The following is a 23,629-nucleotide window of genomic DNA, read 5'->3' as shown; positions in this document are numbered from 1 at the left end:
CGTATGCAACCCATTGCCGGTGCTTGCGTCAAGTGACGGAGGGCAGTGGCGATCATGCCACTGCCCTCCGGGGACTGAATCGGGGGACACCCTGGGCGGATGTCACCTGATCACCTGTCACATAGTGCCGCCACCCGCACCGGTCGCCGCGGTGCCCTGGACCGTCTCCGGGCCGAGCACGGCCCCCGTCGACTTCTTGCCCTTCCGCAGCCGCTGCTCCAGCCAGCTCGCGAAGCTGGTGATGAGGAAGTTCAGGACGATGTAGATGATCGCCACCACGATGAAGCTCGGGATGGGGTTGGCGTAGAACGCGGCCAGCGTCTGGCGGCCGTTGAGCAGCTCGGTGAACCCGATCATCACTCCGCCGAGTGCGGTGTCCTTCACGATGACCACGAGCTGGCTGACGATGGCCGGCAGCATCACGGTGACGGCCTGCGGCAGCAGGATGCTGCCCATCGTCTGGCCCTTGCGCAGACCGATCGCCTGGGCGGCTTCCGTCTGGCCCTTGGGGAGGGCGAGGATGCCGGCCCGTACGACCTCGGCGAGGACCGAGGCGTTGTACAGCACCAGACCGGTGACGACCGCGTAGAGCTGCCGTTGCTCGGTGGTGACGTCCATCGAGCGAGCGATGATCTCGTTGGCGAACAGCATCAGCAGCAGGACGGGGATGGCCCGGAAGAACTCGACCACCGCACCGGCCGGGATGCGGACCCACCGGTGGTCGGAGAGACGCGCGATGCCGAAGAGCGCACCGAGGGGAAGGGCGATCACGATGGAGAACGCCATGGCCTTGAGCGTGTTGGCGAGACCGGGCAGCAGATACGTCGTCCAGGCCTCGGAGGTGAAGAACGGCTTCCAGAGCTTCCACTCCAGCTGGTTCTTGCTGTCCAGCGCCCGCCAGAGCCACCATGAGAGGAGGGCCAGCAGAACGACGAAGACCACCGTGAGGATCACGTTGCGCCGTTTGGCCCGGGGGCCGGGGGCGTCGTAGAGAACAGAACTCATCGCTTCACCGCCAGTCGCTTGCTCAGCCAGCCGAGGATCAGGCCGGTGGGCAGGGTCAGAACCACGAATCCGAAGGCGAAGATCGCGCCGATCAGCAGCGTCTGCGCATCCTTCTCGATCATGCCCTTCATGAGGTAGGCGGCCTCCGCCACACCGATCGCGGCGGCCACGGTCGTGTTCTTCGTGAGCGCGATCAGGACGTTGGCCAGCGGTCCGATGACCGCGCGGAACGCCTGCGGCAGCACGATGAGGCCGAGGACCTGGCTGAAGCTCAGTCCGATGGCGCGGGCCGCCTCCGCCTGGCCGACGGGTACGGTGTTGATGCCGGAGCGCAGCGCCTCGCAGACGAACGCCGCGGTGTAGGCCACGAAACCGAGGATGGCGAGCCGGAAGGCCTGCAGCTTGACATCGCCACCCGCTCCCATCGTCACCCGGAAGATGTCGGCGAGGCCGAGCGAGCTGAAGACGATGATGACGGTCAGCGGGATGTTCCGCACGATGTTCACATAGACGGCGCCGAAGCCGCGCATCAGGGGTACGGGGCTCACGCGCATGGCCGCGAGCAGTGTCCCCCAGATCAGGGAGCCGATGGCTGAGAAGACGGTGAGCTTGACCGTCATCCAGAACGCACCCAAGAAGGTTGGGTCGTTGTAGTTTGAAAGGAAGTCGAACACTGTCTCCCGCGCTTCCGGGTGTGTGGCGTACGAGGCCAGGCGACGCACCGCGCCGCCGCCTCTACCGCACTGTGCGGCGGGCGGCGGCGCGACTACGAGAACCGCGCTGGGTGCGGATGTCCGCTTACTTGATGTCGCCGATCTTCGGGGCGGGCTCGTTCTTGTACTCGGCCGGGCCGAAGTTCTCCTTGACCGCGGTCTCCCAGGCGCCGTCGCTGACCATCTTCTCCAGCGCGGCGTTGATCTTGTCGACGGTCGCGGTGTCGCCCTTCTTGACGCCGATGCCGTAGTTCTCGTTGCTGAGCTTCAGGCCTGCGAGCTTGAACTGACCCTTGTAGTTCTCCTGCGCGGCGAAGCCCGCGAGGATCGAGTCGTCGGTGGTGACCGCGTCCACGGCGCCGCTCTGCAGGCCGGCGATGCACTCCGAGTAGCCGCCGTACTCCTTCAGCTGGGCCTTCGGAGCGATGTCCTTCTTGACGTTCTCAGCCGAGGTGGAACCGGTCACCGAGCAGAGGATCTTGCCGTTGAGGTCCGTGCCCTCGGCGATGTCCGAGTCCGCCTTGACCAGCAGGTCCTGGTGGGCCAGCAGGTACGGGCCGGCGAAGTCGACCAGCTTCGCACGCTCGTCGTTGATCGAGTAGGTGGCCGCGATGAACTTGACGTCGCCGCGGGCCAGCGCGTTCTCACGGTCGGCGCTCTTGGTCTCGACGAACTCGATCTGCTTGGGCTCGTAGCCGAGCTCCTTGGCCACGTACGTCGCCACGTCTACGTCGAAGCCGGAGAAGGAACCGTCGGGGTTCTTCAGGCCGAGACCTGGCTGGTCGTACTTGATACCGACCTTGATCTTGTCGCCGCCACCGGAACCGGAGCCCGAGCCGCTCTCGTTGCTGCTGTCGTCGCCACCACAGGCGGTGGCCGTAAGGGCGAGGACGAGGGCGGTGGCCGCTGCGGCGGAGACCTTGCGGAGCTTCATGGTGAACATCCTTTGAGTGGAGAAGAGATGCGGACCGTCATGGTGTGGGTGCCGGGGGCGGGACTCTGCGTCGGCAGGGCCGTCAGTGGTGCAGGATCTTCGACAGGAAGTCCTTGGCCCGGTCGCTGCGGGGGTTGCTGAAGAACTGGTCCGGCACAGCCTCTTCGACGATGCGGCCGTCGGCCATGAACACCACCCGATTGGCGGCCGAACGGGCGAAGCCCATCTCGTGGGTGACCACGACCATGGTCATGCCCTCGCGGGCGAGTTGCTGCATGACTTCCAGGACCTCGTTGATCATCTCGGGGTCGAGCGCCGAGGTCGGCTCGTCGAAGAGCATGACCTTGGGGTCCATGGCCAGCGCCCGCGCGATCGCGACACGCTGCTGCTGGCCGCCCGAGAGCTGTGCGGGGTACTTGTCCGCCTGGGTGGTCACACCGACCCGGTCCAGCAGACTCCGGGCCTTCTCCTCGGCCTTCTTCTTGTCGGACTTGCGGACCTTGAGCTGCCCCAGCATCACGTTCTCGAGCACGGTCTTGTGCGCGAAGAGATTGAACGACTGGAACACCATGCCGACGTCCGCCCGCAGTCGTGCGAGCGCCTTGCCCTCGGCGGGCAGCGGCTTGCCGTCGATCTGGATGTCACCGGAGTCGATCGACTCCAGCCGGTTGATGGTGCGGCACAGGGTGGACTTGCCGGACCCGGAGGGTCCGATCACCACGACGACCTCGCCCCTGGTGATCGTCAGATCGATGTCCTGGAGTACGTGCAACGCGCCGAAGTGCTTGTTGACGCTCTTCAGGACGACCAGGTCGTCGGCCGCGGGCACCGCGTCCTTGACCACCGAAACTTTGGTCATCGCTTTGTGGCTCCGTCCTCCTCGGTTTCGGTGGACAGTAGTGACCCGCGACGACCAGCGTCATTACATCTGAGCGAGAATTGAGCATAACGATCTGGTAGCCGGACGGACACTGCACGTGACGGGTTCGCACGGGGCGTTCCGGCTGGGTAACGGAACCCGCTCGGAACTCGTCAGGCCTTGACGGCGTCCTCACTCATCAGTGTGACTGCGAATGGGGCGATGCGCGCGTGTCCGGGATGCGGATCCGCGTAATGTGTGCCAGCCGAGACTCCGAGACGCACAAATGACCGAGACGCACGACCGACCGAACCGGAAGGGGCCGGAATGAGGCTGCTCCTCGTCGAGGACGACAACCATGTCGCCGCCGCCCTGTCCGCGGTCCTGGCCCGGCACGGCTTCAACGTCACGCATGCCCGCAGCGGCGAGGAGGCGCTCCAGGCGCTCGTGCCGGAGGGGAACGGTTTCGGGGTGGTCCTGCTCGACCTCGGCCTGCCCGACCAGGACGGCTACGAGGTCTGCGGCAAGATCCGCAAGCGCACCAGCACCCCGGTGATCATGGTGACGGCCCGCGCCGACGTACGCTCCCGGATCCACGGACTCAACCTCGGCGCCGACGACTACGTCGTCAAGCCGTACGACACCGGCGAGCTCCTCGCCCGTATCCACGCCGTCGCCCGCCGCAGGGCCCCCGACGAGGCCGCGGCCCCGGGCGACACCGGCCTGCGTCTCGGGTCCGTACTCATCGAGCTGCCCACCCGCCAGGTCAGCGTGGACGGCTCGGTGGTCCAGCTGACCCGCAAGGAGTTCGATCTGCTCGCGCTGCTGGCCCAGCGGCCCGGGGTGGTGTTCCGCCGGGAACAGATCATCAGCGAGGTGTGGCGGACCAGCTGGGAAGGGACCGGCCGCACCCTGGAAGTGCACGTCGCCTCCCTGCGGTCCAAGCTGCGGATGCCCGCCCTGATCGAGACGGTGCGTGGGGTCGGCTACCGGCTGGTCGCCCCGACGCCGTAGCGTGCCCGCGTGCGCACTCGTCTTCTTCCGCTGCTCATCGTCCTGATGGCCGCCGTGCTGCTGGCCCTCGGCATCCCGCTGGCGGTGAGCCTCGCGGCGGCGCGGCAACAGGAGGTGGTCGTCGACCGTATCGACGACACGGCGCGCTTCGCCTCCCTCGCGCAGTTCGTCACCGAGCGCCCGAGCGGCTCCCGGGTGGACACCACCGACGGCCGTGGCGAGACCCTGAAGCGGGAGCTGGAGCAGTACTACCGCGTGTACGGGATCAAGGCCGGCGTCTTCTACAGGGAGAAGGACCAGCAGGCCATGGCCAACGCCCCCCGCGAGTGGGGCAGGCCCACCGAGGGCGAAGGGCTCGCCGCGCTCAAGGAAGCTCTGCTGGGGCGCCGTCCGCACAGCCCGAAACAGGTGTGGCCCTGGCAGGAGGGCCGGCTCGTCGTCGCGTCCCCGGTCATCCACGACGGTGACGTCGTCGCCGCCGTCGTCACCGACTCGCCCACCGATCAGATGCGCTCGAAGATCCTGCGCGGCTGGCTGATCATCGGCGCGGGCGAGATCGCCGCGATGCTCCTCGCCGTCGGTGCCGCGCTGCGGCTGACGGGCTGGGTCCTCAAGCCCGTACGCGTCCTCGACTTCACCACCCACGCCATCGCCTCCGGACGACTCAAGTCCAGGGTGGCGGTGGCCGGCGGGCCGCCCGAACTCCGGCGTCTGGCACGGTCGTTCAACGAGATGGCCGACAACGTCGAGGACGTCCTGGAACAGCAGCGGGCCTTCGTCGCCGACGCCTCGCACCAACTGCGCAACCCGCTGGCCGCGTTGCTGCTCCGCATCGACCTGCTCGCGCTCGAACTGCCCGAGGGCAATGAGGAGATCGCCTCCGTCCGCACCGAGGGCAAGCGCCTCGGTTCGGTCCTCGACGACCTGCTCGACCTGGCGCTCGCCGAGCACGCGGAGTCCGATCTGCGGCTCATAGATGTGGGCGAGCTGACCGCCGAGCGCGTCGCGTCCTGGTCGCCGTTGGCCGACGACAAGGGTGTGACGCTGGTCGGCACCTGCCCGGCCACCACGGCCTGGGCCGACCCCATCGCCCTGTCCAGTGCCTTGGACGCGGTGATCGACAACGCGCTGAAGTTCACGCCTGCCGGGGAGGCCGTCGAGGTGCGGGTCACCTCGAACGGTGAGTCATCCACGGTCGTCGTCACCGACGGCGGGCCGGGCCTCAGCGACGAGGAACTGGAACGGGTCGGCGACCGCTTCTGGCGCAGCACCGCGCACCAGAACATCAAGGGATCGGGCCTGGGGCTTTCCATCTCCCGGGCGCTGATCGCGGCGGGCGGCGGTTCCATCTCGTACGCCCACCAGAAGCCGAACGGGCTGCGGGTGACGGTGACGGTGCCCCGGTCGCGTCCGCCGGCCTGAGAGCGGCCTACCAGGGGTTTTGAGCCCAGGGGCGGCCTCCGAAACCGCCGCGCCACGGCTTCGCGACCGGTACGGCGCCACGGCTTCACGGATCCGTGCAGCGCTACGGCTTCACCGATCGGTAGTACCACCGTGCGCCTTTGTGCAGTCGCAGCGGGTCCGTGTAGATGGCGGTGCGCAGGTCCACCACCTGGGCCGCGTGGACGTCCTCCCCGATTTTGTCCCGGCTCTTCAGGACGACGCGGGTCAGCCACTCGGTGAGTCGGGGGTCCAGGTCCTCGCGGGTGATGAGCAGGTTGGCCACGGTGAGCGTGGGCACGGAGTCCTTGAGGATGGTCGGGTAGGCGTCGGCGGGCATCAAGGACGTCCGGTAGTGGCTGAAGACGCCGCCCTGGTCGTGCAGCTTCGTCACCAGGTCGCTGCGGATCGGGACGAATTGGAAGTCGTACTTCTCTTTCGTCGCGAGGTTGGTCACACCCTTCGTGGGCAGTCCGCCCGACCAGAAGAAGGCGTCGATTTTGCCGGTGCGAAGGGCGTCAGGACTTGTCGCGATGGTGTCCGGCCGTGCGTCGATGTCCTTGTCGATGTCCAGCCCGTCCGCCTCCAGCAGACGTTCGGCTATCAGCCGTACGCCGGAGCCCTCGGGTCCGACGGCGACCCGCTTGCCACTCAGTTCCGAGATGTTCTGGATGGTCGAGTCGGCGGGGACGACCAGCTGCACGTAGTCGTCGTACAGCCGCGCCACACTTTGCAGCTTTTCGGCGCCGGGCCGGCCCTCCTCGATGTATGTCTGCACGGCGTCTGCCGCGGCGATGGCGAAGTCGGCGTCCCCGGTGGCCACGCCGTGGACATTGTCCTGGGAGCCGTCGCTGGGTTTCAGAACGACCCGCAGGTCTGGCATGTCCCCGGCGATCGCGGTCCGCAGCTGTTCGCCGTACTGTTGGTAGACGCCTCGGTCGGCTCCGGTCATGAGCGTGATCGTCCCGCTCGGCGGCTCCTCGCGCGGCCACAGCCACCACGCGAGCAGCCCGAGCACCACCAACGAAGCCACCGAGCCCAGCAGCGCCTGCCGCGTGCCGATGCGTGGGAGTACCTGGACCATGCGACGAGATCCTGCCAGGTCACCGGAGAGGCGGCCAGGATCGGACCCATCCGGTGCGAGGCTGTGACCTCGGAGGGCGGCGCGGGGCGGCGCGGTCAGCGGCCGGTGGCCACGGCCGTGCGGAGTTGTTCCAGCTCCTGGTACATGACCTCGCCCGGACACTCGGTCGCCAGCCAGTCCCGGTGGCCGCTGATCTCCGCGACCTCCTTCCGGGTGCCGTTGACCGGGTTCGTGTACGTCACCCGGGCCTGCGGGTCGACGCCGTGCTGCCGGACACAACGGAGGGTACGGAGTGGAGTCACTGCTTCCGCCAGTGCCCCCGACTCTGACCAAACGTCAAAGACTTCCTGCACAAAGGGACTTGAGGCGTCAGGACCGTGTGAGAAGGACAGAATTGTCGGCGTGGGGCGGCCGGTCGGTAGGGTCGCCGGATGAGTTCCTCTCCCGCTCGCCTGGTCCGCGAGTTCCACCGGGCCTTCGGCCTCGACGCCCGTACCGCGCCCACCGAGGTCTCGCCCGAGCTGGCCGCCCACCGCGGCGAGTTGCTGGCCGAGGAGGCCGCCGAGGTCGCCGAGGTGGCGGTCGACGGCCCGCTCGACCGGCTGGCCCACGAGCTGGCCGACGTCGTGTACGTGGCGTACGGCACCGCCCTCGTCCACGGCATCGACCTCGACGCGGTGATCGCCGAGATCCACCGCTCCAACATGACGAAGCTGGGCCCCGACGGGCGGATCGCCCGCCGGGACGACGGCAAGGTGCTCAAGGGGGACCACTACCGGGCGCCCGACGTGTCGGCGGTGCTGCGGCAGCAGGGCTGGACCGGGTGAGCACCCACCCCGACGGGGTGGGTGCTCAGAAGCGGCCGGAGAGGAACTCGTCGTCCGAGTCGGCGGTGACGGCGGTGACGGTGTAGAGGTCGCGGCCGGCGTCGCGCCCGCCCTGGGCGTGGTTGTACTGGACCTTGAAGACATAGGTGCCGGGGGCGAGAGTGATCCCCGACTTCAGCGTGATGACGTACCCCAGCTGGTCGCTGGTGGAGTTCTGGCCCACGGCCACCTTGTCGCCCAGGGAAGTCCAGGTGCCGCTGCTCGAGACGCCGCCGGTCTGGATGACACGGACGACGACCTTGAGCGAGGTCAGCGGCTTGGTGGACTTGACGGTGACGCTGCTCTGGTCCCAGTAGTCGTTGGAGTCGGTGTCCACGTCGCCGTCGGCCCACAGAGGGTCGGCCGGCGACGGCGACTCGGTGTTCCGGGTGGTGCTCTTCTTCTCCTCGGTGCCGGTCGAGCCGGAGGTGCCGCCGCTGGTGCCGTCGGTGCCGGACTTCGTGTCGGCGTCCGGCGCCGCGTCCGCCGCACCGCCCGCCGAAGTCCCCGCGCCCGCCCCTCCGGAGACGGGGGCATGGACGACCTCGGGGTCGTCCTTGCCCTTGCCCTGCTTCTTCGGCGACGGGACGACGGCCTCCTTCTCGGCGTCGCCCGGGGAGGACTTCTCCTTGGCGGGCCCGTCGGCAGCCGTGGTCACCTTCTCGGCGGAGCCGCCGTCCCAGTCGATGGCGGCCACGGCCGTGGCCGAGCCGACGATCACCAGGACCGCCGCGGCGGAGCCCCCGACCGCGTTCCACACCCGGCGGCCGGGCAGGAAGCCGCGGAGCGGGGCGCGGGTCTTCCGGGCGAAGAGGTCGGCGAAGTCACCGTCACCGTGGTCGCTGGGGGCGGGCGTGTGCGGCATGGGGCGGTCCTTAGAAGGTTGTCCGTGGGCTGGAGCGCGTGTACAGGGGTGGGCGAGGGGTGGCTCAAGGGCTCTGCGGGACGTCCTCGGGCCTGAGCGTCATCACGTCGGACTCCGTGGCGTCCGGCAGTTCGGCGATGCGGTACGCCTGGCGTTCCGTCATGGCCTGGAACAGCTGGCGGGCCGTACGGCCGTTGCCGAAGCCCCGGTCCCGGGGCATCGCGTCGAAGCGCGAGATCAGCGACTCGCGGGTGTCCGGGGCGAGTTCGTACTGATGTTGTGCCGCCTGGTGCTCGACGATGCTCACCAGTTCGGCGCTGCCGTAGTCCTCGAAGAGGAGGGTGCGGTTGAAGCGGGAGGCGAGGCCGGGGTTGGAGCGGACGAAGGCCTCCATCTCCTTGAGGTAGCCGGCGACGATCACCACCACGTCGTCGCGGTGGTCCTCCATCAGCTTCAGCAGGGTGGCGATCGCCTCCTGGCCGAAGTCGTTCGAACCGGCGTACTGGGTGAGGGAGTACGCCTCGTCGATGAACAGCACGCCGCCCCGGGCCTGCTGGAAGACGCGGGAGGTCTTCGGGCCGGTGTGGCCGACGTACTCGCCGACCAGGGCCGAGCGGTCGGCCTCGACCAGATGGCCGCGCTCCAGCAGGCCGACGGCGGCCAGGATGCGGCCGTAGAGCCGGGCGACGGTCGTCTTTCCGGTGCCCGGGTTGCCGGTGAAGACGAGATGGCGGCTGAGCGGGGGCGGGGCGAGGCCCATCTCCTCGCGGCGGCGGACCATCCGCATCAGCTTCACCAAGGACGACACGTCCTGCTTGACGCGGTCCAGGCCGGCGAGGCCGTCGAGTTCGGCGAGCAGGTCCTCGATGGTGTCCTCGGGGGGTGCCTCGGTCTCCCGTGCGGTCGACAGCGGGTCCCCGCCCGGGCTTTTGGTGGCCGCCAGGGACTGGTCCACGCCGGTCGGCAGGGACGGGTTCTTCACGTCCCGGGAGAGGCATTCGTCGAACACGGGCCGGGCGCCCTTCTCCAGCGCCACGTCCTCCTCGGTGTCCCGGACCAGACAGCCGCGCAGGACGGGGGCGCCGCCGGCCGACACATGCAGCGCCGGGAAGGCCGTGCCGTCGCCGCCGGCCCCGGCGAAGACGCAGTCCTCGAAGGTGCCGCGTGCCTTCTCGCCGACGAACAGGCTGTTCTTGCCGGTCCGGGCCACCGTGACGGACCTGACCCGGGGGTCGGCCCCCGGGCCCACCACCAGACCGGAGCCGGCGGTGTCCCGGACCGTGCAGCCCTCGACGCTGGGCGTGGCGCGTTCGCCGATCACCAGGCCCGCCGTCCCGGTTCCGCTGATCCGGCAGTCCCGCAGCACCGGGGTCGTCCCCGTGCCGCAGGAGATTCCGGCCCGCTCGGCGTCCGTGACGTCGCACTCCTCCAGGACCACCGTCCCGGTCGACTCGGTGGTGATCCCGGCGCGGCCGCGCACCACGGACAGGCCGCGCATCCGGGCCTCGGCCGCGCTGTCGATCCGCACCCCGGACAGTCCGCAGTCCGTGATGCGGCCGCCCTCGACGGTGAGCCCGGCGCGGTCGGTGGCCCGGATCCCGTGCTCCGGGGTCGAGGCGATACGGCACGACGTGAGCGTCACCCGGGAGTCGTCGCAGGCGTGCACCGCGCTGAACGAGGACTCCGTCATGTCGCCGGTGGCCATACGGACCTCGGAACGGCCGCCCGCCAGCAGCGCGTTGGCCCGGCTGCCGGTCACCGACGTGCTCTCGGCGGTCAGCCGGGCGGAGCCCCGGGCCACCAGACCCGAGCCGTGCGCCCGGTCGACCTGGCAGTCCACCAGCTCCGCGCGGCTCTCGCCGTCCGCGCTCACCCCGGGCCCCGAGCCGTCCCGCACACGGCAGTCGAGCAGCAGGACGTCCCCGGTGCCGGAGACGGCGACCCCGTCCGTGCCGGTGCGCAGGATCTCGCAGCGGGCGAGCAGGACGCCGCCGCGTGCTCGCTCCTGGCCCGCAGGGTCCTCGGGCCGGGCCGAACTGCCCAGCACCCGTACGCCCTCGGCGGCCGTCTCCGCCACCCGGCAGTCCAGCGCCGCGACGGACGCCTCGTCCTCCACCAGCAGGCCGCTGCGGCCCGCTCCGGAGATCCGGCACTCGCGCAGCACGGCCCGGGCGGCGCCCCGTACGCGGACGCCGGACCCGGTGACCCGCCGTACGGTCAGTTCGGTGGCCTCGGCGACGGCCCGGGCGCCGACGACCACTCCGGTGCCCTCGATGTCCTCGATCACGACCCGGGTCAGCCGTGCCGGGCCGGTGGTGTTGAGGTGCACGGCGGCCAGCTCGGCCCCCGCCACCCGGCAGTCGGTCAGCGTGAGCGACGCGTCGCCGCCCACCTCGATCCGGCCGCCGGCGACCTCGCAGGCGTCCAGCTCCAGCTCGCCGGTGCCCACCAGCACGGCGGGCAGCGCCGGGTCCTGGCCGGTCAGGACGAGGCCCTCGATCCGTACGCCCGGGGCGGCGACCTCCAGCACGGGGCGGCCGGGGGACGCGGCCAGCAGCCGTACCGCGTGCGCCGGGCCGTCCTCGGGCAGCAGGCGCACCGTGCGGTCGAGGAGCAGCTGCTCGACGTACTCGCCCGGGGCGATGTGGATCTCGTCGCCGTCGCGGGCGGCGCGTACGGCGGAGGCGATGCTGCGGTGCGTGCCGCGGCCCTTGGGGGCGACCCGGTGCACGGTGGAGGTGGGGGTCACGTGAGTTCCAATCCCTCGATGGGCGAGACGGCCGGTTGCTGCGTCCCCTGCGACGGCGTCGGGGCGGTGGTGGTCTGCGGCGGGAACGGATGGCTCGAGTCGATGTGGGCGCCCTCGGTGTTGATCCAGTAGTTGAGGATGCCCGTGGTCAGCGACTCCGCGCTCTGCCAGAGCAACTCGCCGGGGCCGCCGCGATGGAAGAGCCGCGAGCCCGCGGTGGTGTGGAAGGTGTACCTGACCGTCCCGCTGGTGACGCCGGTGAAGAGCGAGCCCGCCGCGCCCCAGGCACCGGCTTCGAGCGCTTCGAGGCCGGTGTGCTTCTCGCCGCCAATTCCCCATATGGCCGCGTTGGCGGCGTTGTTGACGAAAGCGGTGAGCGCGCTGACCGCCAGGCCGTCGAAGAAGGCGTAGGTGCCGGACCGCCAGCGGGTGGGGTTCTCGTACGACGACCACTCGCCGGCCCAGTCGTCGCCGGAGGCCAGGGAGTGGCGGTTCCAGTTCTGGCCCTGGTCGAGATTGGCCAGGCCCTGCTTGATCTTGCCGAGCGCGGTCATGTCCTGGGCCACGTTGAAGCCGGCCCGGATGCCGCCGCCGACGGCGCCGTTGAACAGCGCCCGCTCGAAGGCCACCAACGGGTCGAAGCGGGTGTTGGCGAAGTCGGAGACGATCGCCGACACCGCGAGGCTGGTGCCGAACTCGATCAGGAAGCCCGTGGCGAACTCGGTGGCCGCCTTGCGCAGCTCATGGCGCCACAGCGGCATGGCGGCCGAGGAGCCGTCCTGGACGCCGGTCCAGATCTCGTGGAACGGGTCGCGGAACTCGCGGTTCACGCCACGGAACTCGGTGGTGTAGCCGCGGAAGTCGACCTCGCGGCCGATGAGCCGCCAGGCGCGGTGGCCGTCCAGGCCCACCTGTCCGCCGACCGACGGCAGGCTGCTGATCTCCGGCAGCTTGGCGACGTCGAACGCGGACCAGCGGCCGAAGGCGTCGGTGGCCCAGACCCGTCCGGTGACGGTGCGCTGGGCCACCAGCCGGTCGCCCTGGTACTCCCGCCACTGCCCCCACAGCGACTCCGACTCCCGGTACCGGCCCGGGACGCCCTCCACCGCGTCACGGCGGTGGAGCACCTTGCCCATGTCGAACTCCCGCCAGACCTCCCGGTCGACGGTGACCGTCGTGGTCGGCTCGAAGTGGCGCGCGGACCGGGAGAGCAGATCCGCCAAGGTGGTCGGGCCGCTTTCCGGCGGGGTGGGGGCCGACGGGGTACGGGCCGCGGGGGCCGTCTCCTCCACCGTGTACGCGTACTCGCGGACCCGGCCGCCGGTGCGCCGCCTCACCACATCGTCACCGATGCGGTCGGTCCAGCGGCCCTTCGCGAGGTCCTGGTACTCGCGGACGCCCTGGGAATGGACCGTGCCGTCGGCGTTGGTCTTCTGCCAGGTCCAGGTGGTGTCGGGCTGCCGGGTGGCGTCGATCCAGACGGTGCCGTCGTCGGTGGCGTTGCGTTCCCGCAGCGCCTGTCCCGGTCGGCCGTTCTCCAGCCGTTCGAAGTCGACGAACGAGTCGTCCCAGGTGCGGGAGTACAGAGAGCCGCGGTTCTGCATGCGGATGCCCTCGGTGACCGTCCCGTCCGGGCCGGTGGCCTTCCACTGCCAGGTGCGGTGGCGGGGGTTGCCGTGCGCCTCGACGCGGAGATCGCCCCACTGGTCGCGCCGCCCGGTGATCTGCGACTGGGTGTTCTTGTCCACCCACACCCCGGAGACGTCGTCGCGGCCGATGCCACGCGCCGGATTCTCGCCGAGGTACTCGCGCACACCGGTGCCCTGCGAGCGCATCGACAGCAGTTCGTCACCGGCGGCGTTGGTGAACACATCGTCGAAGCTGCCGTCGCCGGCGACATGGCGGGTGCCGGAGACCCCGCTCGTCGTGTTCAGCCAGGGCAGTTCGTACGGGTCGGCGGTACCGTTCCACTTCGGGGCCGGGGCCCACTGCGTGGGATCGTCGAGACTGCGGCCGACCTCGACGACGTGGCCGTTCTCCAGCTTGCGGGTCTCCCGGACGATCCGGCCGAACCGGTCGACGTCCCGCCAGCTGTGACCGCCGTGCGAGACGAGCCGGACACCTTTCAGCCGGGTGCCGTCGGCGGCGGTCTCGGTCCACTTGGACACCGCGAACATGGAGTCCCCGGTGACGAGGTTCCCGAGGAACCCGTCGAACCGGCCGGCGCCCGTACGCGTCTGCCAGAGGGCCGCGGGCATGCGCTGGTCGGAGATGCGTACGACGTGCAGGGTCCCGCCGTCCGCGAGGTGCTCGATGACGTCGATCGGCTTGTTGGCGGGGCCGACGGCGGAGTGCAGCTCGGGGTTCACCCGCATGCCCGCGGGGCTCTCACCGGGCAGTACGGGGTGCTCCAGGTACTGGCGCGAGTTGTGGTAGCGGTTCAGCGGCCATATGTTGCCGCGCCGGTGGGCGACGGTCCGTTGTCCGGTGACCGGGTCGATGTAGGTGTCCTTGAAACCGATGTGGTTCCAGGACCACTCGCGGGTGCCCGACAGCACCTCGGTGCCCCCGGAGTCGAAGCGCGTCCACGTCCAGTCGCCCCCCGCGCCCTTCTCCGCCCGGATCAGACCACCGTCCATGGCCTTGGTGTACGTCCGTACGTCGAGGACGTCCATCGGGGCCCAGCGGTAGGAGAGCGTGTCGTGGACGGTTCTGCGGTCGCCGTCCCAGATCCGCTCGCCGGACCGCACCTTGGTGCCCGCCGGGTCGAACTCGCTCCAGCGGGCCCGGCCGACCCGGTCCAGGTCGATGTGGAGGACGTTGCCGTTGCGGAGCACCTCGCGTTCGAAGAGGGTCACGTTGCCCTCGCCGGTCAGTTTGAACCGGCCGGTTGCCGACATCTCCACCTTGGCCGTGGAGAAACGGCCGGTGAGCGGAGTGCCCGACGAGTCGACTCGTACGGCAGCGCTGGTCGCGTGGTCGATCCTCCAGTATTCGCCGTTGGCCTTTCCGCCCTTGATCCGTACGGCGATCGTCTCCTCCAGCAGTGTGCCGGCGTCGCTGAAGACGGTCCGCTCCATCGGCTGGGCCGCCTTGCCGGTGGGGACCAGGGCGATCCCACCGTCGTCCAGGAGCTCCGGGCGCACCCCAGGAAGCGGCCGGTCCGCCGAGTCCAGCACCTGCGGTACGCCGCCGGGGGCGTCGGCGTCGAAACGGAGGATGCCCCGGTCGCCGGGCAGCTGTACGTCCCGCAGGGTGTGCACGCCTTCGGGGCCGTAGTGCCAGCTCGTGGTGGAGGCCGCGTCGGTGACGGTGAAACCGCCGCGCGGGTTCGGCGCTGTCGTGAAGAGGCCGTCGGCCGGGCGTGCGCCCACGAAGTCGAGCGAACCCGGGGTCCATGGCCCGCCGTCGGCCGAGCGGCCGGTGATGCCGACCCTCAGCCCGTCCAGGTCGTTCGGTCCGCCTCTCAGGAACACCTCCTGGTAGAGGAGTTCACGGTTCGGGCCGAAGCCCAGCGTCACGCCCGACGGGCCGTGGTGCACCGTGTAGCGGCTGCCGCCGGGCCCGCCGTGCGGCGTCGGCGTGACGGTGAAGTCGCCGATCACGCGGCCGTCGGCGCCCCGGGCCACGGTCATGGACCGGAGGTCGTCGAGGCGGGGCGTCGGCGGCCGGTCGAGGTAGTCGCCGAGTGTGGTGACGGCGTGCTGCCGCAGGGTCTGCCGGGCCTGTCCGGTCATCTGCCGCAACTGGTCGTTCAGCAACTCCGGGCGCAGGCCCAACCTGTCCGGCGACGCGGTCGCGTCGTCGAGCCTGCGGATGACGATCTGGGCCGCGTCGTCCAGGGCGATCCCCTCGGGGAGGTCGCCGACGTCGAGGCGGACTGGTGCGGTGCCGGGTGCGGCGTCTTCGGTGAAGCGCAGGAATCCGGGGCCGTCCGGGTCCGGCAGGTCGCGGAGGACGAGGCGGTGGTCCGCGTCGAAGTGGAAGCGGCTGTGGGTGATCGTGTCGGTCACCGTGAGGCCGTTCGGCAGCCGTCCGGAGAGAGTGCTGTCCGCCGGGGTGAGCCGGAGGGCGCCGGTGAGATGCTGCGGGCCGGTCAGCTCGACCACCCTGGTCGTGGTGGCGCCCGCGCCCGGTGTGACCGTCACCTTGATCCCCAGGCCGACCGACCCGTCGAGGCCGGGCAGTGTGATCGGCAGCTCCTGCTGACGCAGCAGACCACCGGGTTCGAACCGCCACACCGCCGTGAGACCGTCCGTGCCCGACATGGGCACCCGCACGGTCAGTTCGCTCAGCGCACCGGTCGCGTTCCGGGCCGGCGTGACGGCCGCACCCGGCACGGGCACCCCGTCCCGGCCGACCACCGTCATCGGGCTGAGCGCGTCGTCGGTGAACCGCAGCGCGAAGTCGGTGCCGGACAGCGGCAGTTCCCGGTACTCCAGCTGTCCCAGGGAGTCGAACTGCCAGCGCACACCGCTCTGCGGACCGGTCGCGGTGAATCCGCCGCCCTCGCGCACGGTGACCGGGACATCCGGCAGGCGCACCGAGCCGCCCTGCGCGGTGAAGTCCACCATCTCGATCCGGACCGAAGCCGGGACGGTGTCGGTCGCCGGAACCTCCGTGACGCGCAGCCGCAGCCCTGTCACGTCGTCCAGCCCGGACAGGGGTATCTCCCGCACCGAGGAGACCGGCGGGACCGGGGAGTCGAGGGACTGCCTCAGGCCGGTGGGGCCTCTCAGGTCCGATGCCGGTCCCTGTGTGATGCGTGCCAGGTCGACGCCGGGTCCGCTCAGGTCCGAGACCGGTCCCTGCGTGATCCGCGCCGGGTCGACGACGGGCACGTCCGGGCCGCCGACGCGAGCCACCGGCCGCCCCAGTTCTTCGGGCAGCGGCCCTGGTGCGACTTGCGGCGCCACCGGCGGGGCGGAGGGGACGGCCGAAGCGGGTGGCCTGACGACGGCGGGGGTCCTCGCGGTGATGTCCTGCCACGTCCGCGGGTGCCGCGCGGCGATCCACTCGGCCTTGTGGCGGGCCGCCGCCATCCTGAGGATCGAGGCGGTGCTCTTGTTCTGGTGGATCCGCCCGGCGTCCGGATCCCTGGGGAACTCCGCGCGGTACCAGTCCGCGAAGGCGTCCCTGTTCTCCGGCCCGGAGACGAAGTCGTTGATCTTCTGGACCGCGGCCACCCGGTTCCCGCCCAGTTCCGCCAAAGGGTCGGTCACCAGAGAGACAGGTGCCTTCTCGTGCGGTACGGAGCCCTTCAGCTCGTCCGGGAGGGTCCGGAACTCGAACAGCAGGGCTCGCTCTCCGCCGACGGTGGCGTTGTTGATACCACGTCCGGCCACCTCGTTGCCGTTCAGGATGTACTGTCTGGCCGCCGTCCAGATGGACTCGTCACCGATGGCGGGGGTCTCACGGAGGAGCCTCAGCGTCACGGCGCGGTCACCGGACGACAGGGAGTCGAGGACGAGGCTCGGCCTGGTCCGGGGCAGCACCTTCCACTCGTTCTTCACCGCCGGATGGGTCAGCCCGTGGTACGGCGGCGCGCCGGCCCAGTCCTCGATGGGGATGCCGTGTCTGTTCACCAGGTCGGAGGTGAACTCGATGACGGACTTCGTATAGGTGTACGCGTTCTCCACCTGCTCGGGCGCGTCGAGCGTCTCCCGCGCGAGCGCCGTCCGCAGGGCGTCGTCGTTCCGGAAAGCGGGCTTGTACCAGTGGGCGTGGTCCGCCAGCAGTCTCAGCTCGTGCGTGGCACGGGTGCCGAAGTCCACGGCCCTGATACCGATCGTCGCCTGCTGCTGGGTGGTCGGCATGGAGACGGAGGGCAGCCCCTCGAGTTCCAGGCCGGTCCCGGCCGCGATGACGTGCCGGTCGCTCGTCACCCGCAACCTGTAGAGGCCGTCGGGGCTGATCATCGACTCGAGCGGCTGGTGGTTGTGGACGCCGAGCCGGTCCTTGAAGACGTCGAGCAGCCATTGGGTGGCGTCGTTGCGGGCGCCGATCGCCACCTGGTCGCCCAGCCGTGAGGGATAGGTGATCAGCTCCACGGTGTGCGTCTGCCAGTTTCCGTGCTGGGCCATCGGGAGGCGCGCGGGGTTGGTGTATCCGCCCGTGCCCATGTCCTTCGTGACCATGAGCAGGGGTTCGTCGGTGTCGACCTTCGACACGAAGGCGAAGGTTCTGTCCGCGCTTCCCGGGAGGGCGACGACGAACCCGCCGAGTTCGCTCTCGGTGCCGATGGAAGGGGCCGGGAAGGACGAGCCGAATCCCGGTGCCACGGCCCGCGCGGGCCGCGCGGCCACGGGCGTTTCCGGCAGGTGCACGGTGCGAGGGGCCGCGGGAACCGGGGGCGGGGCGACGCGGGGCGGGGCGGGAGCCGGCGGGGGAGCGACACGGGGCGGGGCCGGGATCGCCAGGCCTTCCATGGACACGTGCTCGCCGGCCGGAACCGTTCCCGTGAGATCGGTGGTGACGTCGTCCAGAACGCCGTTCCCCGGGGCGGTGGTGAGCGGGAGCCGCTCCGGCAGAGGGCCGCCGAGACCGTCGAGGGCTGTCATCGGGCCCACGGTCGTCTCCGGCGCCACCGACCCGGACACATCCAGCCGGGTGGGCGCGGCCCCGTCCGCCGGAAGGTCCACGAACCGGCCGCCCCGGTCGAAGACGAGCCGTGCGCCGGTCGGGTCGGTCATCGCGAACCCGCCCGGCAGCCGCTGCGCGAGCTCCCCGTCCAGCCGTACGACGGAGAAGGCGCCGTCGCCCGTCCCCGGCACTGTCAGCCGGTACGCCGGTGCCGTCGCGCCGCCCGGCAGCTGGGTGAACGTCGTGGTCAGCCGGGCCCCGGTCAGCGGGCCGCCGACGGGGCCCGACAGCGTCAACTGCTCGGACAGCCGCGTACCGTCCAGGTCGAACCGCCCGATCCAGGCCCCCTCCAGCGACTGGACCCGCACACCGGTGACCACGTTCAGCGCGCCCCTGACCGGCTCGATCACCGTGCCGCCGGGCAGCGGCACTCCGTCCGTGCCGACCACCCGGGGAAGTGCGCCCGGCCCTGGTTCGGCCTCGAAGCGGAGGAAGCCGTCCGCACCGGGGAACCGGACGTCACGGAACTGAAGGACCTCGTCCGCGGTGAAGACCAGGCGCATGTCCCCGGCCGGGTCGGTGAGCGCGAACCCGCCGTGATCCAGCGGGGTCTGCTGCCATTCCATCCGTACGCCCGGTACGCCTGTGACCTGCTGAGGATCCAGCAGCACGGTCTCGCCGCGGGGCGCGGGAGCGTCGAAGCGGTCCAGCCGGAGGGAGTCGGTGTCGACGGAGTGGTCGGCGGCGAGGGCGGGCCGGTCCATTTCCCCCGGCGCGGGCAGGACCACCTCGTCGACGCCCGTTCGCGTCACCTGCGGGACGGAGACCGCTCCCAGGTCGCCGAGGCCCGTCGGCCGGCCGTCCGTGCCGAACCTGGCGCCGATCCCGTCGGGCGTGGTGAGGGTGAAGACGCCGTCGGCCATGTCCACCCGGACGTCGGGGACGATCCCGGAGTCCGTCCTGAGGACCCAGTTGATGTTCTGCCCGGGCTCCATGGTGATCCACTGACCGGTGGGCCGCCCCAGGTCGTCCAGCAGCCCCAGCTCACCGACGCGCGGCTCCAGCAGCCGACCGGAGTTCGTGCCGGCCGGAGTGCGCCACTCGATGGTGACGGCCTTCACCTCGAAGTCCGTCTTGAACGTGTCGGACAGCCGGAGGTCGCCGGCGGCTTCGTCGAGACCACGGAGTGCGGTGCCCGTGGGCACCGAGCCACCCGCGACCTCGGACCCTGCCACCCGGGGGTACGGACCCTCCAGATAACTCCTGGGAATGGTGCCCTTGATCAGCCATTCCTGGTCACGGGTGGTGTTCAGCAGAACGCGGACATCTTTGGCGAACTTGATGAACGGGTCCTTGCCGCCCCGGCCCGCGACATTGACGTCGCTCTTCTTGAGGAACTCGATGACGTCGTTGCGGGAACTGGTCCCGGTGAGCCCCGAGAAATCGAGCCGCTTCCCGATGGTCCGCTCGATCTGGTCGCCGATCAGTTGCTGGAGATCCCGGGCCGGGAGAATTCCCACGTTCTCCAGCTTCCCGGTCTTGATGTCCAGACCCAGCTTGTAGACATCGAGGGCGAACTCCGTGTTGCCGTACACCTTCTCGCCGCCGGCCACGGCGAACGAGGTGAAGGGACTGTTGCTCTTCCGCTCCACGTTCTCGGCACCCGACACATGCTGGAAGGCGGTGGTCCTGCCGTCCGGGTTGGCCGGGACCATTCCGAGGTCGGGGTCGAAGTACGACTTGCGCAGGCCCTTGAGGACCTCCACCGCGTGGGAGTCGTCCTGCCGGATGAGCTTGACACCGCGCAACTGCTCCAGGTCGACGTTCGACATGAAGAAGTCGTCCGTCCTGATGACCAACTGCGGACTCTCCGAAGGAGAGAGCCCGGAACCGGAGGCCCGGCCCGCGGACTCCAGCAGGTCCGTGGGCGCCGTGACGGGTGCGATGGTGGCCGGCGCGGCCGGTACGCGCTGCAGGGATTCGACGGTCGGATAGGTGTCCGTCAGATACTTCTTCGGAATGGCCCCCTGCACGAGCCAGGTGTTGTCCCGGCGCGCCTGCAGCAGCGCCTTGATGTCCGTCGTGACCGATACACCCAACTTCTTCGGCACGTTGTATTCGGCGAGGAATTTCTTGATGTCGTCGTTCTTCGTCAGGTGGGTGAACTTCGACGGAATCTCCAGTGTCGAGTTCTCGACGGCGAACCGGATCTCCTTGAGGATCTCCTGTTCCAGTTGGGCGTTGGAGATGATCCGCACGCCCCTGACGTTCTCCGCACCCGCTGTGATGTCGTTGCTGAGAGATACGAGATCGAGCCCGATCTCCCTGTCCCCGAAGGGCTTTCCGGTGCCGCCGGGCACGGAGAACGCGGTGAACTGGCTTTTCTCCTTGAACACCTTGGCATTGGCGGTGGACACCGCCTGCAGCGGTGTGATGGTGCCGTCGATCCTGACCGGTACCAGACCGTCCTCGGTCAGCCGCGACTTCAACCCGGACTTGCCCAGCGCCGCCGAGAAGTTCATGTCCTGCCGCACCAGCCAGTGGACCTGCGGCACGGACGGCGCCGTCACCTCCGGCGCGACGGGCACCCGCACCGGATCCACACCCTGCGGGGCGGCCGACGGACCCGCGGGCGACGCCGGCCGGATCGTGATGTCGTCGAGCAGGGGTCTGCCGTCCAGGCCGATCCTGGTGGTGAGGCCGTCGGCCGGGGTGAGGGTGAAGGCGCCGTCGGTCATGGTCACCCTGACGTCCGGGACGATCCCGGAGTCCCCCTTGAGGACCCAGTCGACGGTCGGTCCGGGCTCCATGGTGATCCACTGGCCCGTGGGCCGCCCCAGGTTGTCCATGAGCCGCAGTTCACCGGTGGGCAGGGTGGCCGCCGGGCCGTCTATGCGGGTCATCATCACCGTGACGTCCCGGCGGACCGTGTCCAGGTTCATCCCCAGCCGGTCGAACGCGCTGCGGGCCTGGTTGAAGTCGATCTTCGCGGCGCTCAGATCCAGCTCGGCCCGGGCGCGACCCAGCGGCGGTACGTCGGTCAGTCCGTCGATCTCGGAGAGCTTGCGCCCGGCGGTGTCCAGCTGGACCTGGGTGGCCCGGGTGCGCACCCAGGTCTGGAAGCGTTCTGTGGCGAGCTTGCCGGTGGCCCCGCCGGTGACGATGTCCCGCAGGGTCAGGGGCGTGAAGCCGGGGCTCTTGGCGAGCGGGGCAGCGGTGAGGTCCGTCCTGACCGGTCCCAGGCCGAGCAGGTCACGTGCGGTGCGCGCGTCGTCGCCGGCGTCGGGGATCAGCCGGGTGAGGTCGTCGAGCCTGATCCCGAGCCCGTCCGGACGGTCGCTGCCGGTCATCGTGGTCCAGGCCGGGACCCGGGTGTCGGCCGGGCCGAGGACGTCGACCTCCACCCCGTCCTTCAACCGCACCCGGACGTCCACCGGATCGGTGGTCCCGACTCGCAGGACGACTCCGTCCGGTGTGGCGTTCACCAGGTCGATCTCGCCGTCCAGGATCTGACGCACCTGGAACTCGGTCAGACCGCCGAGCCTGCCGTCGAGGCTCAGGCCCGCCAGATCCGACAGGTCGTCGAGGGGCTTGAGCAGCCCGGCCGTGGTGCGCTCCATGCCCGTCAGTTCGTCGAGGTCCCGCAGCTGGTCGACCGCCGTGCGCGGTGGCAGCAGGGTGGTGGGGGAGCCGGGGTCGAGGGGGGCGCCGAAGTCGTCCACCTGGTCGAACATGGTGAGCGTGGTGCGCAGCCGAGGTGGCGTCAGATCGTCGCCCACCCGGCCCGTCACCGGGTTCAGCACGCCGAGCCGCTGTCCGCCGGGGACCGTGCCGACCGGGAGTCCCACCGTGTCGAGGGTGCCCAGGGTGTTGAGCCGGACACCCATGTCGTCGAGGCGGCCCGGCATACGGGGGGTGCCCGAGCCGGTCAGGGAGCTGAATCCGGGGATACGGGGTGTCGTCACGGGCGTCACCGAGATCTCGGCCAGCTCGTCGAGGGCGGCGTTGAACTCCGGGGTCCCGGGCACGGCGAGCCGGTCGGTGTTCGTGCCGGTCACCGGGCGCAGACTTCCGCCCCGGTCGAGACCGCGGCCCGGCAGGTTCGCGAGGTCCCCGGTCAGGGAGCCCGTTCTGCCGAGCGTGCCGACGGCCCGCGGGGTGAAGTGGAGACCGCGATCGACGAACCCCATGCGGAAGGCGCCCCGGTAGCCGAACCGGGCGATCTCGGAGTACCTCATGGGCAGGAGTGCCGTCATCGTGAGCCGGCCCAGGCTCATGACAGTGAAGACGCCGAGCCGTCCGGCCGTGTTGCCGCCGACGAACGCGGTCGACTCGACGAAGTCGCGGGTCAGCGCGGACGAGCCCTGCCGCCACGTGCTCCGGGCGAAGCCACCCATGAACCGCAGGGCCGACCCGAGCATCGCGGGCGTCCTGGACAGGACCCGGGGCAGCGCCATGAACCCGCTCGCGGCCCGGCTGCCGAGCCCGCCGCCGAACCGCACGAGGCCCTGCCCGGCCAGCGACAGGAGCCTGCCGGGGGAGGAGAACAGCATCCTGCCGCCCCGGAACAGCAGCCGCCCGCTGGCGGAGAGGGCGCCGCCGAGGGCCTTCGTGCCCGACGAGGCCATACGGGCCAGCCCGCCGAGGGTGGTGAGCCCCTTCGTCGACGGGAACAGGATGCCGAGGAAGGCGAGGCCCAGGCTGAGGGCGTTGCCGTTGCCCGTGGCGTAGTCGACGAGGGCCTTGGCGAAGAGCACCGCGCCCAGTCCGAACGCCACCAGGCCCAGCGGGCCGCCGATGATGGCCGCGATGAGGGTGATGACCAGCGCGACGATCTCCAGGACCTTGAAGAACGTCGACACGAACCGCTTCCAGAAGCTCTTCTTGGGCTTCTTCACGGGCCGTGACACCAGCCGGGCCGCCTCGCGCAGCGTGTCCTCCAGGATCTTCGCCTCGGCCTGGACGGCGTCGATCTCGGCGTCCACCTCGCCCCGGGCGCGGGTCATCTCCGGATCGTTCTCGGCCAGCGGCTGATCACCGAACCGGTCCAGCGCGGCGACGGTGTCCGCGGCGTTCTCGGCCCGGTCCTGAGAGTCCCCGAGGGCGCGTGCGTAGCGTGCGGTGGCGTCGGCCGCCATGTCGAACGAGCGGTTGACGTTCGCCATGAACGTCTTGAGTTCGTTCTTGACGTACGTGCGCAGCGCGTCCGCGGTCCGCCCCTCGAAGCCTCCGTCCTCGGCCTTGGTCAGCAGGGCGTCGAGGCCGCCGCTGACCCGCCCGGAGAGATCGCTGAGGCCGCGCAGTTCCTTGGTGATGTTGTCGACGACGCCCGGATTCCCCGTCACCGGATTGCCGGTGAATCCGACTCTGCTCCACTCGTCGGAGGTGGCCAAGGAGTCCTCCAGGTGGTCCGGGACTTGGGGTACCGAAAGCAGACGTACCGAGGTGGGTCCGGAGTTCAAGAAAGTGGCGCACGCCACAGTTTTCGCCGGTCAGCGCGGTGCGGACGAAATCTTTT

The 23,629-nt window shown here is 70.2% G+C and carries 12 protein-coding genes; 3 read left to right on the top strand and 9 right to left on the bottom strand.

Annotated features, from left to right (window positions below; translation table 11 throughout):
• Positions 1 to 117: 117 nt before the first annotated feature.
• From OG622_RS14615 to OG622_RS14600, 4 genes are all read right to left on the bottom strand, one after another.
• Entirely contained in the window at positions 118 to 1,005 is an 888-nt protein-coding gene (locus tag OG622_RS14615) for an amino acid ABC transporter permease (RefSeq protein ID WP_371576453.1), read from the bottom strand.
• The gene (locus OG622_RS14610; RefSeq protein ID WP_371584093.1) at positions 1,002 to 1,679 is read right to left on the bottom strand and encodes an amino acid ABC transporter permease; all 678 of its coding nucleotides are present in this window, start codon (positions 1,677 to 1,679) and stop codon (positions 1,002 to 1,004) included. Before OG622_RS14610 ends, OG622_RS14615 begins: the two co-directional genes overlap by 4 nt.
• A 124-nt stretch (positions 1,680 to 1,803) precedes the next feature.
• On the bottom strand, positions 1,804 to 2,652 hold the full coding sequence (locus tag OG622_RS14605) for a glutamate ABC transporter substrate-binding protein (RefSeq protein WP_371576451.1): 849 nt from the start codon (positions 2,650 to 2,652) through the stop codon (positions 1,804 to 1,806).
• Positions 2,653 to 2,734: 82 nt separating this feature from the next.
• Positions 2,735 to 3,511, bottom strand: coding sequence for an amino acid ABC transporter ATP-binding protein (locus tag OG622_RS14600; protein WP_371576449.1), 777 nt, complete (start codon positions 3,509 to 3,511; stop codon positions 2,735 to 2,737).
• 327 nt (positions 3,512 to 3,838) lie between these two features.
• On the opposite strand from OG622_RS14600, the gene OG622_RS14595 reads away from it, so the two are divergent.
• Complete coding sequence (locus OG622_RS14595; RefSeq protein ID WP_371576447.1) at positions 3,839 to 4,525, top strand: response regulator transcription factor; 687 nt, start codon at positions 3,839 to 3,841, stop codon at positions 4,523 to 4,525.
• Between the two features lie 9 nt (positions 4,526 to 4,534).
• Positions 4,535 to 5,947: a sensor histidine kinase gene (locus OG622_RS14590; protein ID WP_371576446.1), complete on the top strand. Its 1,413-nt coding sequence runs from the start codon at positions 4,535 to 4,537 to the stop codon at positions 5,945 to 5,947.
• 103 nt (positions 5,948 to 6,050) lie between these two features.
• Here the strand turns inward: OG622_RS14590 and OG622_RS14585 are convergent, their stop codons facing one another.
• On the bottom strand, positions 6,051 to 7,049 hold the full coding sequence (locus OG622_RS14585; protein ID WP_371576445.1) for a TAXI family TRAP transporter solute-binding subunit: 999 nt from the start codon (positions 7,047 to 7,049) through the stop codon (positions 6,051 to 6,053).
• Between the two features lie 95 nt (positions 7,050 to 7,144).
• Positions 7,145 to 7,351 carry a hypothetical protein gene (locus OG622_RS14580; protein WP_371576443.1) on the bottom strand — a complete coding sequence of 69 codons (207 nt, stop codon included), beginning with the start codon at positions 7,349 to 7,351 and terminating at the stop codon, positions 7,145 to 7,147.
• 129 nt (positions 7,352 to 7,480) lie between these two features.
• Here OG622_RS14580 and OG622_RS14575 point away from each other — a divergent pair, with 129 nt between their 5' ends.
• Positions 7,481 to 7,876, top strand: a complete 396-nt coding sequence (locus OG622_RS14575) for a MazG nucleotide pyrophosphohydrolase domain-containing protein (protein ID WP_371576441.1) — start codon at positions 7,481 to 7,483, stop codon at positions 7,874 to 7,876.
• Positions 7,877 to 7,901: 25 nt separating this feature from the next.
• Here OG622_RS14575 and OG622_RS14570 read toward each other — a convergent pair whose 3' ends face one another.
• The 3 genes from OG622_RS14570 to OG622_RS14560 all read right to left on the bottom strand — a co-directional run bounded on the left by OG622_RS14570 (position 7,902) and on the right by OG622_RS14560 (position 23,504).
• Positions 7,902 to 8,780, bottom strand: coding sequence for a hypothetical protein (locus OG622_RS14570; RefSeq protein ID WP_371576440.1), 879 nt, complete (start codon positions 8,778 to 8,780; stop codon positions 7,902 to 7,904).
• Between the two features lie 64 nt (positions 8,781 to 8,844).
• Positions 8,845 to 11,529: a right-handed parallel beta-helix repeat-containing protein gene (locus OG622_RS14565; RefSeq protein ID WP_371576437.1), complete on the bottom strand. Its 2,685-nt coding sequence runs from the start codon at positions 11,527 to 11,529 to the stop codon at positions 8,845 to 8,847.
• On the bottom strand, positions 11,526 to 23,504 hold the full coding sequence (locus OG622_RS14560) for an actin cross-linking domain-containing toxin (protein WP_371576436.1): 11,979 nt from the start codon (positions 23,502 to 23,504) through the stop codon (positions 11,526 to 11,528). The genes OG622_RS14565 and OG622_RS14560 overlap by 4 nt, the downstream gene beginning before the upstream one ends.
• Positions 23,505 to 23,629: the final 125 nt, after the last annotated feature.

The organism is Streptomyces sp. NBC_01314 (genome assembly GCF_041435215.1).
Taxonomy (GTDB): Bacteria; Actinomycetota; Actinomycetes; order Streptomycetales; family Streptomycetaceae; genus Streptomyces.
This window is presented reverse-complemented; position numbering and strand designations above follow the sequence as displayed.